This window comes from Sphingobacterium sp. 2149 (genome assembly GCF_031455655.1).
Classification (GTDB): Bacteria; Bacteroidota; Bacteroidia; order Sphingobacteriales; family Sphingobacteriaceae; genus Sphingobacterium.
In genome coordinates, this window is sequence record NZ_JAVDTD010000006.1 from 22,057 (window position 1) to 36,043 (window position 13,987).

Below are 13,987 nucleotides of genomic sequence, written 5' to 3' on the forward strand. Positions count from 1 at the left end.
ATTTAAATTTTTTAGGAGTTTTCATTTTCATTGATATAAATGGGATCGTTTATCTTCTTATCCCAGATTGGAGAACCTGTCCAAGCAAGACGGCGTTAGAAAAGCTGCGCGCATTACCAAAGGAAATACCCCGGAATAAGGGATCGTCAACAAAATATACAATGCGTCCATTCCCACTATTTTCGACGAGAATGCTGGCTGTACCTGTAATTCTCTTCTGGTTTTCGGCCGATGCGTAACCATTTAATAAGGGAGATTTGCTATAAATTGCAACATTATTGTAGGCCTGGTCACCCAGCTCAACAAAGAGAGCGTGGTTGCGATAAACAGGCTTTGTTTTCTGGGTATAACCATAACCAATCGGATGTGTTCCGTCAATTTCAGTGTTAAAATAGGTTCCACCAATACGCTTTGTTCCCTCCCTACCTTGAGCGGAAGCATAATCAAAGCGTTCTTTTGTTTTCGCTGTTTTTTCCTCTTTGGGCGAGTCACTACCACTCCTACCGTCCAGAAATTTAAAAGAAGCAATTTTCTGTTCTGCAAGCCATTGTCCGGTACGTCCAAAAGCAATTAATGTTCCTCCATTTTTTACCCAAGCGCGGACACGCTCAATAGCTACTGAATTCAATCCGGTGTAGTCACCGCTGACCAGTACAAGCACTTGATATTGCTCGAGGTTTACACGACTAAATTGATCCATATTTAGCCGTAAAATAGGCTGTTCCAATTGGCGCTCAAATGTATACCACACTTCACCGGCCTCATAGGCACTGATCCCATTTCCAGTCAGAAGTAATGCATTTTGAGGCGCTAGGCTTTTAAATCCACTGCTTCCCAAATCTATTCCCTTCCCGCTGTATCCCGTGGAAGCAGATGTAATGGTGATATTTCCTCTTTTATTCAATTTCTGCAAGAAATCAAATAATTCATCCGCTGAGATGGGCTGGCCATGTATGGGAATCAACAGGCTACCATAATCAAACCCAATAGTCTTGCCCTGATCAGACAGTTCAAAAGGACTGCTAGCAGACTTCACAAGGATGCCGCGCTGTAACAATTGCGATAACAACCAAGCTGCTCCCTCCTGTCGCCAGTCTACGAGATACGCATAATTGCTTCTTGTCAATGCAACAGCAGGTGTATTGATGGAAGAAATCTGATCCATCTCTCCGTTGTCTAATGCTTCTTTTAGCCCTACATAAGAAAAACCATAGAGATAGGCAATGGAATTGCCCGATCCATCGTAAAAAACGCTATCCACATACGTTTTTGTTTCATCAAAAATGACTTTGACCAGCCGATAGTTCGCCTGTGAGGTCGGAATAATAATTGAAGTACCTTTTTCAAAATCTTTACCATCAACCTTACGGTCACGTTTGTTCGTTATGTAACGGATTTGATGTCTGGCAAGAAGTTCTTTAAAATGTACCGCTGTGTTATTATTATATTTTAGATCCACCAAATAACCTTTGACCGGATCTTTTTGGGCCAATTCTAGAGCGGACTGGAAGAATTTCAATTGATTTTCTAAAAGCGCAGCACGATGATCAATAGATGCGCTAATGCTCGCCAAAGCTATTCTGAAGTGATTTCGGATAGCAAAGGGATAAGTTAGATCGCCATTGTTTGTACGCTGAAAGAGACCTCGCGGACTTGCCTGCTCAAAGAGAATTCCGATGCTTCCGGCATGATCAGGATAGGTAGATCCATAAGTTGGATTGATATTGTCAAATTGTTCTTTGGTGAAATATAAAGATCCAATTTCATCCAAAGCATTCGCATAGTAAGCAGCGAATTTTTGATTTAGTTGATAGGTACTTTTAGGTACTAAGGGAGATTCTTGTGCCGCTGGCTTTGTGGGCTCAAAAAAGAAAGAAGATGCTGCTCCCATCTCATGAAAGTCTCCCTGAAAATGGGGTAACCAGTATTGAAAATAACTGACGCGCGCTTTACTTTCAGGATTTACCTGATTGATCCAATCGCGGTTTAAGTCAAACAAATAGTGATTTGTCCGGCCCCCGGGCCAAGCTTCGTTGTGCTCTCTATCCAGGGAGCTTCCGTTTGGTGGATATGTTGCATTGGCATTTACCCAATTGACATAGCGATCATAACCATCAGGATTACGGACCGGATCTATAAAAAATATTCCGTTTGCAAGTGATTTAGCAACGACAGGATCTTGGGACGCTGCCAAGTAATAAGCAGTTAAAATTGAGGCTTCAGCAGCGGAGGTTTCGTTACCATGAACACTGAAACCCAAAAACACCAATGCGGGCTGTGCCTCCTTAGACACTACTATCCGGTTCGCTTTTGCGTTGGTAATCGTTTCAATATGCTGTTGACGGATTTGTTCGCTATTACGGATGTTTTCCGGTGAAGAAGCTTTCAGCACAACTAATAGTCTCCCTTCCCAGGTACGACCAATCGTATCTATCTTTATCCGGTCGGAACGTTGTTCAAGTATCTTAAAATAATCAACAATCTGGTCATAACGGGTATGACTATGACCTATTTGGTAATTGAAAAATTGACTTGGGGCAGGGATGTTTGGTGCAAAAAGGCTTCCCGCCGGAAAATAATAATCTTTCTCCAAGTTCTGTCCGCCGGATTCATTTTGAAACACTTTGGGCACTGAGACTCCTTGGGCAGAAGCGAAAATAATACTGCTCCACAGAAAAAAAATCAATAGCGAGCACTGGAAAAATACTTCGTATTTTTTCATAGGATGAATGAGTTTAATAAGTGAGTACTAACAAGTAGGATGATTCTACTCGCTGCATAAGAAATAATAAGAGGAATACTATCCCCTACTATGCGTTAAAAAAGTCTGGAAGAAAAAACTTAAGCGCAATAGCGCATTCGAAATGGAGTAAGGTTTAATCGAATGTTTTTCATCTTGTGAATGTCGGAAAAGGTTGATCTTTGTTGTTTCATTTAAACTTGCTTTTGTTAGGTAATATCGTAGCCAACGCCAATTGATAAACGATCTGATCACAAATATAAAACATCTCACCAATAAATACTACTAAATTAGTAGTATTTATTTTATTGATGGCCAAAACCGAAATAACTCATTGTATACGAAACTTATATTGTGAAGCTTGTAAACTTTGTTTCCAAGAATTAAAATTATGTGCCACTCACCAATGCTTCTCAGGGTGTAGAACATCTGGCGAAAAATTTACCTTAGAATTCTACGAAAAGCGTCTTGGGATGACGATTAAAGACTATAAGTATACTTTGCAAAGAAAAGTCTTTTAAAAATTTCACAACGGAAGACGGACTACAGGCCAATAACGTCAACTCAATCATGGAAGACCGTAAGGGAAAAATGTGATTTGGGTGATATGGACTAGTTTAGAAAGTGTTGTCAATAGAGATTTCAAGCATTCACAATACCATTGATCTCTAATTCCTTCAATTCTTTGGAAAGCATTTTAGGCGTTATTTTAAACACGTTATCTTTTAAATCTTTGAAACGGGTATTCTTACGAAAAAGGGAGGCAATGATGGGCAATTTCCATTTACCGCTCACTACATTTAAAGTATCCATTAAAGCCAAAACATAACTGCGTGGACATGCTTCAGATCCACTATTGATTATTTCTTCAAAACTTTTCATTATCAGCTAAAAGATTTGGTATACATATGTATACCGTTAATTGTGTCTCCAAAAGTCGAATAGACGTAATGGCTTTTCTAACTTTGTAAAGTTAAAAAATATATTATTATGATGTTAATAACAGGAGCAACAGGACAATTCGGTGGTAAAGCTGTCGAACATTTACTAAATAAGGGGGTTCAACCTTCCCAAATTACGCTATTGGTTAGAGACGCGGAGAAAGCAAAAAAATTCGAAGCAAAAGGAATAAATATACGTATCGGAGATTATCAGAATGAAGCTTCATTAATGATGGCGATGCAGGATATAGACAAATTGTTTTTGGTATCTAGTAATGATAAACAGGCCTACGAAAACCGCACCGTTCACCACAAAGCAGTAATCGATGCTGCAAAACAAGCAAATGTAAAACACATCTTCTATACCTCTTTTGTTCGTATTCCGGGATATGAACAATCTGCTATTGCAGGTTTTCAGCAATCGCACGTAGATACAGAAGCTACTTTAAAAGATAGCGGCATAACGTACACCATCCTTCAAAATGGTATTTATTTTGAAATGCTTCCCATTTTTACCGGTGCTGATGTTGCAAAAAACGGAACAATATTATTTCCGGCAGGTAATGGAAAAGCAAGTTATGTTTTACGTGAAGAATTGGCAGAGGCCGCAGCTCACGTTTTGACTACCGAAGGACATGAAAACAAAACCTATTCACTAACAAATACGACATCTTTTAACTTTCACGATGTCGCCGAAGCAATAGGGAATACTATAGACAAGGATATCAGCTATGTTTCGCCTGATGTAGCCGAATATGAGGCTATACTAAAACAGGCAAATGTGCCGGAAGCATTCGCAGGTGTTTTTAGTATGTGGGCGTTGGCTCAAGCACAAGGAACCATGGATGTTGAAGATGATACATTGGAACAATTTTTAGGAAGAAAACCAACTTCACTGCAACAATTCATTAACATACTGTACAAATAATACTCATTTGGCCCCAATTAACTTTAAAGGCTAATTGGGGCTCTGTTCCACAATAGAATTTACTAGATAGATATATAAGTTATTTTAATCCTATTCAAATGGAAGAATGCATTGATTGCATATCAATGGAAACAGTCTAAAATACATTTAACTAAGCTTTGTAGCCCATGTTTCACGTAGATTGCCAATATGTTCTTAAAAACAGAATAAGCATGCAGGATTTAAATAGCGGTAATATTGATAGTATTTTTAAAGATTTTTAGGAAATTCGTCCTTCCACCAAGTGAAGCGCCAATCATCAGCTTCTTCTTCGGTCAACAAACACGCTTCCAACTCCTGAAGGTATTTATCCTTCTCCAAATGTTGTCCTATAAAAACTAATTCATTTTTACGATCCTCCCATTCTGGATGCCAACGCTTTAGTAAATCAGCCCTTATCTCGTGATAAATCGGATATTGATAACGCATTTCTTCGGGCATACTACTCCACCATGAACCAGCGCTTTCTAAACGGACACTTCCACCGGCCTGGCTAAAACTAATTGCCGTATCGGGTCTAGACGCTAACCAAAAAAGACCCTTTGCGCGGATTATATTATGGGGATAATGCTCATTTAAATAGCGATGTAACCGCTGTGGATGAAAGGGCCGCTGCGAACGAAAGACAAATGATGAAATTCCATACTCTTCTGTTTCGGGAACATGATCTGCCTCAAGCTCCTTTAACCAACCTGCTGATGCAGATGCTTCTTCAAAATCGAACCTATCAGTACCCATAATTTCTGTGGGATCGACCTGTCCAAATTGAGTTCTTATTAGCTTGGCCCCAGGATTGAGTTTACCAATAGCTGCTTCTAAAGTTCCTATTGTTTCCTCTGATACAAGATCTGCTTTGTTTAAAACAATAACATTTGCAAACTCTATTTGATCTGTCAATAGATTTACAATTGTCCTATTATCCATATCATCATCAGCCAATTTCCTATCCAACAAAGTGTCTGCACTACCAAAATCCTTAGAAAAATTGAAACAATCTACCACAGTGACCATTGTATCGATATAGCTAAAAGATGAGAGATCAATCCCGTTAGTAGGATCGACGCAACTAAATGTCTGAGCAACAGGAATTGGCTCAGATATCCCTGTACTTTCAATCAAGAGATAATCAAATCGATCTTCTTTTGCTAAGCGCTCAACCTCAATCATCAAATCTTCCCTTAATGTGCAACAGATGCATCCGTTACTCATTTCAACAAGTTTTTCCTCAGTACGGGAAAGAACATTTTCACGCTCAACAGACTGTGCATCTATATTCACTTCACTCATATCATTTACAATCACGGCAACCTTTTTACCTTCCTTATTATGCAACACGTGATTTAACAATGATGTTTTGCCAGCACCCAAGAAGCCGCTTAAGACTGTAACCGGTAATTTATTTTCCATTTTGATCAAAATTAATTTTACTTGTATACTCCTCTAAGTCAGCAATTACTTTCATCCAGTCTTTGATATTCTCAAGATGTTCTTTCCCGTAATTAGCTACAAAACGTTGCGTTTCGGCATTTGAATAGTCGTTATAGATAGCTAACCGGCTTTTGACAAAATCTACCGTTAATGGAATACCACATTTCTTTTCGATACACCATTTCCAGTCTTCAAAGTTTTTAGGAATTATATTCATTGTCTTCTATTTATAAACAAAAGTAATTACAATAATTCATAAAAGCAATTTAGTTGCATTTAAAAAATAATAGCGCGATGCTTGTCCATAAAATTCCCGAGTCTCTATCTAAGGGGATATGGATTATGCACGAAAACAAAACTCATTCGCACGTTTCGTAAAACGTCAATGGCGTAGAGGATTAATATTTTTGCAGTATTACTTACAACATAAAAATAGAACCCAATAAACAAAAACTATTCACCATGCTGAAACCAACTCTTAAATCGTTATTGATCTATGCTCCCCTGCTATCACTCATCTCCTGCAGCAAAGAAAATGGAAGTGCTTACACCGGCGCATACCTGAATAGCATTCGGGTTGTAATAAGAGATAGGAAGAACTTCAACAACAGGGCAATAGAGGTAGAAATTTGCGGTATGCTGCTCCTGAGCTGACCTTTCACTGAGGTAACAAAAACCCTTGCAGGTGGCTGCAGGTGTATACCGATAGACACATAAATTTTGTTCAATATAACTCCGGTTAGCCTCAAAACCTATGTACACCCACAACAGATTTGTTGACTGTAGGCAAATAGCCCAAGCCATCATGGTACAAAACAACAATCTGATTTTGTGGGTTTTCATAGGTCGACTTATTTCGAAGCGCTATTACGTTCTCTTAAATATTCCAAAATAGCTCTGGCTTCCTCCTGCTGTAGTCCTAAGCTAATCATCGGCGAACTGAAATCTTTGCTCAGGGCTATTGCATCGGCATCTTTTTCAAGCATAGTGGCAGGATCCAACATCATGTTCATTATCCATTCTGGCGTACGCCGATTCACCACACCATCCAACGATGGCCCCACTAAAGTGCGTTCAAAATTGTGGCACATGGCACATTTGGAAACAAAGAGCTCTACACCTTTATTGGCTAGCTTTGCATCAAATGGTTTGTGTTCGATAGCGGTAACAGGCCCTACTCCTTTGGACCCATCTGATTTGAAGTCCAACATTGCTGCTTCTGTTGATGCTACAGGTTGGTTTGCTGCTGTACTGCTGCTGCTTTCTTTCTTCTTGTCTCCATTCCCACCGCAGGCGATCATTCCGATGATACCGAGACAGGAAAGGATTACGTTGATTCGTTTGTTCATCTCTCTTTTATGTTATGGTGATTAAAAACTATAGGAAATATGCGTAAGCCAACGGCCGCCCGATTTAGCGCGGCTGTCGGCAAGATCCTGGGACAATAAGGTCTGATAGTTGGCTCCGACGCTAATTTTACCCATATTGACTTCGACACCGCCTATTCCAGCCAGGCTATAGCCTCCTGACTGAGCCACATCATAACGTTCCATGGTGACATCCTTAGGCTGTGTCTCGTACCCCACCCCTAAGTTGGGCGATAGGCGGACTTTATCTTTTATATTGAATTTGTAGTATAGCAATGAATTGACAGAAAATTTGTTACCATACCGGTAATCGTATTTGTTCTCTGTATTCATCTTATAACTAATATTGGTATTGAGTCCCAAATCCATTATGCGGATATCATAAGCCAGATTTAGCATAAAATCTGTGCTGGCTGTACCCAGCTGAAAATTGTTGGGCTCATCCTGACTGGCTGATGAACGTTGGGAATTGTCATACTTACCTGTCGGCGCTTTGATTCCCGCACCTACCCAAAGGGAATGGTTGAACATTTTGTTTGACCTCGTTCCTCCCATCTCTTCAAACACTTTGTAATAGCCATAGACTACCACATCGCCAAGGCCATTCATCTTCCCCATATCGCCACTTCCAGGGATCTTACGCTCATTGAAATTGTAGGGAACAATCGCCATAACCCGCCAGCGGCTCCCAAAGTTCCATGCTCCCCAGAGTTCCATCGTCTGATAGGTCTCGTCGGCACTGAGTGGTGTACGGCTGCCTGTAGGTCCCAAGTGGGTCTGTAAAGTTTTGTATTGGTAACGTACCCCCACAAAACGCTTATTAAACTGTGGCAGGATGCCCAAGTAATAGCTGCCTACGCCACAGCCACAGATATCACATGCCCAAGACGATAAGGGAAATAGTGCAAGAGCAAGTATTATTATTTTTATTTTTATTCGTTTCATATTGATTTTAGTTTACCACAAAGCCCGTATTTCCAGGTTCTCCCAACATTTTGTTATTTACGAAAGAGGCATCATTTAAGGTTTTTAGGAATGCCAACAGATTGGCTTTCTCTTCATCTGACATCGAGATGCCCAAAGTACCGTCGGCTTTCCGGAATCCCGGGTCCAAGGTTTTGGAATCTACCATGCCGTTACGGTAGTGTTCCAATACCCGGTCCAAGGTCAAGAAACGGCCGTCATGCATATACGGACCTGTATAGGACAAGTTGCGCAGACTTGGTGTCTTGAATTTATAGCGATCATTATGATTCAATGTCACGGTATCTCTACCGATATCGTGGGCATGATTGGGTGATAATCCATTGTTATGGTAATCCCGATCGGTAAATAGTGGCTCAGTATGACAGCGCGAGCAGTTGTTTTGATAAAAGAGATAGCCTTTTTTTTCAGCATCTGTAAAAGAGGCTCCGTTTTCCTTCCGCATGACCTGATCATACTTTGAATTGGCACTAATGGCCATTAGCATAAATTGGGACAGCGCCTTAAAGAATCGCTCGTCTGTGATACCTTCGCTACCGAAGGCTTTCTTGAATCGCTGCTGATAATCGGAATCTTTGCGCAGTTTGCTCAGCACATTGCTCACCGACTCATCCATTTCCACAGGATTGGTAATCGCATTGACAGGCGACATATCTAAATCGAAAACACCTCCATCCCAAAAGAACTCCTTTTGCCAGGCCATATTGAAAATCGGCATCGGATTTCGAATGCCCAACCTGTCGTCGATCCCATGGCTCACATCGTGGCCATGGTGGGTAAATGCTGCCGAAAGAATATGGCAGCTACCACAGGCAATGGTATTGTTGCGGGATAGACGCGGCTCATAAAACAGTTGCCGCCCCAACTCAAATACTTCGGATGTAATGGGATTGCGTTCAAATTTATAAACGGGCTCAGGAAAATTTGCAGGACGTACAAATCCAGGGAATATATCCTCTGCAATATCATCTGCTTTATGACAGGCCCAAACCAGGCCTAAAACGAGTGCTAAGACAATAAACTTTTTCATAGTTACAGTTCAGATTCGCTTTTCACGAAGTTTTCGGTGTGATCATGTGTAAACATGGACGTAAAATTATTGGCGATGTTCTGGCTAAATTCGCTGAACATGACGTTCGGATGCTGTACAATGGAAAATGTGTACGGTCCATTGAACACTTTCATCACATCAACGAACAAATGCACATTGCTTCGCAAGCCTTCGCGGACCTGGGCAATACCAGCCTGATCTAGATCCATCGTAATCTCTTTGATATTGTTTAGTGTGGGTGCTTTGGGGTTATAGCCACCATAACCGCCAATATGATATTTAAATTGCTTATTACCTGTTGGGTCGCCTTGCTGGTCATCGGAAATTTTGTCACAATACCCTTCTAGTTTGAAGAAAATATAACCTTGATTCCATCCCCAATACATCCCATCATGCCCCTCATCCGGATTAAACGACAGTACGCCCTGACGGGCTTCGGTAGGCATGGTGCTGCGTGCACTATCGACACCGATAATAAATTTCACCCTATTATAGTCGCCCTCAGGAACGTCCACTTTTGCAAATCGTGTCGCTTTCTCCGAGCCCTCGATAAAAAAGTAGCTCTTTTCCTGAGGAACAACATACTCGCTGCCATCAGCTTTGTAAAGTTTTATGTTGCTGATATAATACCGCAATATCTTGATCCGGAAGGTTTCGCCCTTAGCATTTTTATAGGTACGAGGATCAAATCCCAATGTCTCATCGCCAACAATGTTGTCAAATTCGATGGAGAATACACCTTTCTTGGTCTCATCTGGTGCTGGCGTATCCTTTTTGCTGCAACCGGTAGCAAAGATGAGTGTCATTGACAGAATGAACACAGAAATACTAAATTGAATCGTTTTCATATTTTTTTTATTGTTATTTAATCCCTTTGATGTCTTACTTTGGATTAGCATACTTCGCTTCTGATAGTAGTGTTTCGTCGGTAAGACTAGTTAAAAATGCTTTGACCGCTTCTACTTCTTTGTCTGACAGGGGTATGCCCGCATTCCCGTTATCTTGAAAAAGCAGCCGGTCGGTATATTTTGTGCTTTTTATCCCAAATCTGTAATGTTGTAAAACTTCATCAATGGTTGAAAAACGCCCGTCATGCATATACGGAGCGCTAACCATAATGTTGCGTAAAGAAGGCGTTTTATAAGCGCCCAAGTCTTTGCTGTCGTAGCTGATACGATACCTGCCCTTGTAGACCCAATCTTTGGAATCGTCACTAAAATCCGCATCGATTCCATTGTTATGATAATTGTTGTCGGTAAACAGTTCCGAAGAATGGCAGCCTGCGCATTTTGCCTGTACCAGCTGCATACCCAGCAGCTCTTTTTCGCTGAAAGAGACTTTTCTGTCTCCACGTTTGTAGCGGTCATATTTTGAATTGGCCGATATAATCGTCCGCTGAAATTGGGCCAGCGCCTTGACCACGCCGGCGGCCGTGGGATTTTCCCCAAATGCCTCTTTAAAAAGGCTGACATAGGATGGCTTTGCCATCAGCCGATCAACCATTTCTGGAAAATAAATTCCCATTTCATCTTCGTGGGTCAACGGTCCGAAGGCTTGTGATTCTAAATTTTTAGATCCACCGTCCCAGAAAAGTCCATTGTTGGCCCAGGCCAGATTGAACAATGCCGGAGAATGCCGATCCAGGGCTTTGCCCGAAATACCAAGATTGGAAAGGATCAGACCATCCGAGAACGCACGGTCCTGATGATGGCAGCTTGCGCAGCTTACTGTCATCGTTGAGGACAGTAAGGGTTCATAAAACAGGCGCCGTCCCAGTTCGACGCCTGACTTTGTGAGGGGATTGTCTGGCGTTGCAGCTGGCTGGGGAAAGTTGGCCGGCACTTCCAGTACATAAGCAATATTATCTTTTGGACCAACCGGTTCTACGGCTTCCTTCTGACAGGAAAACATTAAATTGGCCAACAACAAAAAACCAAACTGAAATACCTTAATTCTTTTTGATATTGACATCCCCACTATCTTATTTTGTTTTGGATTCAGTCCCTTTGAAAACTATTGCCTTGGAAAGGAACGTATCGCGCAAGCTTTTCATTAGATCTTTTGTTGTCTGGCTGATGGTATTATTGGCCCAAGGATAAGGTGTAGTTGACAACAGTTCTTTAACATCTACATTGAAATTTATAGTAGAGGTTGAGGTGCCGCTGATTTCAATATTTTTATCAAATGCCACTTCTTTTTCAGCGCCAGTGTATAGCTCATTAGACCCGATATCCCACAACAATGCCTTTTTGTTTGGATTACCATCCGCCCAATAGATATTTCCTTTGAGGTTCAGGAACTTGTAACTTGTAAACCACATCCATCCGTCGTCAAAGCCCATTCCATTCAGCACGCCCAGTTCACCAGTGGTCAACGAGAAGTTATCGTTATATTTAGGCTCTACACCGATCGAAAATTTGATGCTTTTATACTGCCCTACGGGAATATTTTTTAATTGGATTTCTTCTCTTTTTGTGGCTGGGTATACATCATTGGAATGATCCACGACCAATTCCTGGGTTTCCTCCACCAAATAATATGAATTGGGTACCAGTACTTCCTGTCCGGCGGCATTGATCAATTTCACATTGCTTACCCAATAGCGGAATCTATTAAAATCGAATTGGAGATTGTAGGTACCACTTTCATTGGTTAGTTTGTAATCATATTTTTTGTTCAATTCAAAATCCTGATCGCCATACCTTGCGTCAAACTTAAGTGTCGCTGTCCCTTGGCTATCCGTAAGAACTTCTTTGACAACTTCTTTCTCACAAGATGAAAGACCAAGACCTGCAATTGCGGTCAATAAAAAGACTAGATTTTTTTTCATTTAAATAATTTATTTTATGTTAGTTGGTTTTAAAACTATCGTAAACCTGGAAGCTATTTCGGATTTTAAAAAACAGCCAGAAATTATGATAATCCCTATTTTTAATTTCAATGACTATTTACTTACCTGAACATGGTACTTGATATCGTCCTGATTTGCTTTCTTCCCGTCTTTCCACAATTCAACGATGATTTCCCATTGGCCGGCCATGGAAAAGTTGACCTCTCCTTGATAGTAACCATTTCCAATGGCTTCGGCGTCCTTATTCCCTGATGATCCATGCCCCACCGACGGCATATTTGTTGCTAATTTGATACAATATCCATCCAGTGCAGGGAAATGGTGGTCTTCCATTTTGTTCAGCAAAAATTTGATCGGATGCTTTCCCTGTTTTAAGGTGTCGGGAAGCAGATTGGATACAAATACGCGGCTATCATCCCGTGTACCGGAGCTCATCGTACGCATTGTCTTCGCGGCGGATACGGGCAGCTTTATGGCTATGGTATCTTTTTTCCCCTCCTTCTCAAGGATGGTATACAAGTGCCAGCCTGGTCCCATATCCGGTATATCGGCCATGATAAATACCATTGGTCCCTGATACCAACCCTCGCCCAAAGCAATAGGATGTTCAAAAGGTCCCCCATGCTTCATCATTCCCATATCCATCTGCGGGTAATAGTCAAGTGATAAACTATTGTAAGGTTTGCCATCTTTGTCCTTTACCTGTAAATAAATAGTGTGGTATTTATTGTCAAGTTTAGCATCTGCATAGACTTTAAATGTCAGACCATTGAATGTGGTATCAGAGATCGAAATAAGCTCAGATTCGCTGGGAATGGCAGATGCCACGGAATCCTTGGCATCAGCCTGTTTTTTGTCGGTATTTTTAGACGAACAAGCGATCGCCGATAAGGCAATTGAAAATGCTATAGCAAATTTGAAAACTAGTTTTGATAAATTCATTAAATTATATTTTGTTATCCTTTATTCAGCAAATGCTGGATATCGGTTATGATTTTTGGAATTGAATCTGTTTTTGTACCATCATACACTGCCCTGATCCGAAAATCAGTATCGACAAGTGTAAAAGCGCCGCTATGGTCGAATCCTCCCGGAGCGTTCGGATCTTCCTGCGCGAACGAGAAATAACCGCCAGCACCAGCTAGCTTGTACACCTCGGCTTTCGGACCATTCAGGAAAAGCCAATTGGAAGGCGCTCCCAGCTCTGCAGCATAACGCTTCAATATATAGGGCCTGTCGTATTTGGGGTCTACCGTGTGCGATACAATGACAACGCGGGGTTCATTCACAAAGTGTTTTGCGATTTGAAGTAAATTGCGGGAAGTGACGGGACAGATCGTGGGACAACGTGTGAAAAAGAAATCTGCTAGATAGATTTTTCCTTTCAATGTTTTTTTAGACACGATGGTACTGTCCTGATCAACCAATGCAAAATCAGGTATTGTATGGTATAGGGTATCTATAACCTTGGTTCCGTCCCTATCAGTTTCAGTAATCTCTCTTTCACCTAAAATGGGTAATCGATCTGAAATAGATGATGGCTTACATGCAATAAATTGGCATGCTAAAAATAAAAATAAGGTCACAGATATTCCTATACGGGAATATGTGCTCATGATATCTTGATTTAATTATTGTTGACACTCGCAATTGAAAAA

The 13,987-nt window shown here is 41.0% G+C and carries 14 protein-coding genes; 1 reads left to right on the forward strand and 13 read right to left on the reverse strand.

The annotated features are described in order from the left end of the window. Positions 1 to 49: 49 nt before the first annotated feature. Positions 50 to 2,722, reverse strand: coding sequence for a M14 family metallopeptidase (locus tag J2X77_RS09960; RefSeq protein ID WP_209578052.1), 2,673 nt, complete (start codon positions 2,720 to 2,722; stop codon positions 50 to 52). A gap of 660 nt (positions 2,723 to 3,382) precedes the next feature. Beyond that, positions 3,383 to 3,622: a helix-turn-helix domain-containing protein gene (locus J2X77_RS09965; protein ID WP_209578051.1), complete on the reverse strand. Its 240-nt coding sequence runs from the start codon at positions 3,620 to 3,622 to the stop codon at positions 3,383 to 3,385. A 108-nt stretch (positions 3,623 to 3,730) separates the two neighbouring features. Between J2X77_RS09965 and J2X77_RS09970 the strand changes: the two genes are divergently transcribed. Beyond that, positions 3,731 to 4,609 carry an SDR family oxidoreductase gene (locus tag J2X77_RS09970; RefSeq protein WP_209578050.1) on the forward strand — a complete coding sequence of 293 codons (879 nt, stop codon included), beginning with the start codon at positions 3,731 to 3,733 and terminating at the stop codon, positions 4,607 to 4,609. Positions 4,610 to 4,858: 249 nt separating this feature from the next. Here J2X77_RS09970 and J2X77_RS09975 read toward each other — a convergent pair whose 3' ends face one another. The 11 genes from J2X77_RS09975 to J2X77_RS10025 form a co-directional block, all read right to left on the reverse strand. Then, positions 4,859 to 6,055, reverse strand: coding sequence for a GTP-binding protein (locus J2X77_RS09975; protein ID WP_209578049.1), 1,197 nt, complete (start codon positions 6,053 to 6,055; stop codon positions 4,859 to 4,861). Continuing rightward, positions 6,045 to 6,293, reverse strand: a complete 249-nt coding sequence (locus J2X77_RS09980; RefSeq protein WP_310080572.1) for a hypothetical protein — start codon at positions 6,291 to 6,293, stop codon at positions 6,045 to 6,047. Before J2X77_RS09980 ends, J2X77_RS09975 begins: the two co-directional genes overlap by 11 nt. Before the next feature lie 293 nt (positions 6,294 to 6,586). After that, positions 6,587 to 6,919 (reverse strand): hypothetical protein, encoded by a 333-nt coding sequence (locus J2X77_RS09985; RefSeq protein WP_209578048.1) that lies wholly within the window; start codon positions 6,917 to 6,919, stop codon positions 6,587 to 6,589. Positions 6,920 to 6,927: 8 nt separating this feature from the next. After that, positions 6,928 to 7,425: a c-type cytochrome gene (locus tag J2X77_RS09990; RefSeq protein ID WP_209578047.1), complete on the reverse strand. Its 498-nt coding sequence runs from the start codon at positions 7,423 to 7,425 to the stop codon at positions 6,928 to 6,930. 21 nt (positions 7,426 to 7,446) lie between these two features. Continuing rightward, positions 7,447 to 8,388 carry a transporter gene (locus J2X77_RS09995; RefSeq protein ID WP_209578046.1) on the reverse strand — a complete coding sequence of 314 codons (942 nt, stop codon included), beginning with the start codon at positions 8,386 to 8,388 and terminating at the stop codon, positions 7,447 to 7,449. 7 nt (positions 8,389 to 8,395) lie between these two features. Then, positions 8,396 to 9,457, reverse strand: a complete 1,062-nt coding sequence (locus J2X77_RS10000; protein WP_209578045.1) for a cytochrome-c peroxidase — start codon at positions 9,455 to 9,457, stop codon at positions 8,396 to 8,398. A gap of 2 nt (positions 9,458 to 9,459) precedes the next feature. Then, positions 9,460 to 10,326 (reverse strand): MbnP family protein, encoded by an 867-nt coding sequence (locus J2X77_RS10005; RefSeq protein ID WP_209578044.1) that lies wholly within the window; start codon positions 10,324 to 10,326, stop codon positions 9,460 to 9,462. 34 nt (positions 10,327 to 10,360) lie between these two features. Beyond that, positions 10,361 to 11,449 carry a cytochrome-c peroxidase gene (locus J2X77_RS10010; RefSeq protein WP_209578043.1) on the reverse strand — a complete coding sequence of 363 codons (1,089 nt, stop codon included), beginning with the start codon at positions 11,447 to 11,449 and terminating at the stop codon, positions 10,361 to 10,363. Between the two features lie 10 nt (positions 11,450 to 11,459). Further along, entirely contained in the window at positions 11,460 to 12,308 is an 849-nt protein-coding gene (locus tag J2X77_RS10015; RefSeq protein WP_209578042.1) for an MbnP family protein, read from the reverse strand. A gap of 114 nt (positions 12,309 to 12,422) precedes the next feature. After that, positions 12,423 to 13,271 (reverse strand): FixH family protein, encoded by an 849-nt coding sequence (locus J2X77_RS10020; RefSeq protein ID WP_209578041.1) that lies wholly within the window; start codon positions 13,269 to 13,271, stop codon positions 12,423 to 12,425. Between the two features lie 14 nt (positions 13,272 to 13,285). Next, positions 13,286 to 13,945 carry an SCO family protein gene (locus J2X77_RS10025; RefSeq protein ID WP_209578040.1) on the reverse strand — a complete coding sequence of 220 codons (660 nt, stop codon included), beginning with the start codon at positions 13,943 to 13,945 and terminating at the stop codon, positions 13,286 to 13,288. Positions 13,946 to 13,987 lie beyond the last annotated feature (42 nt).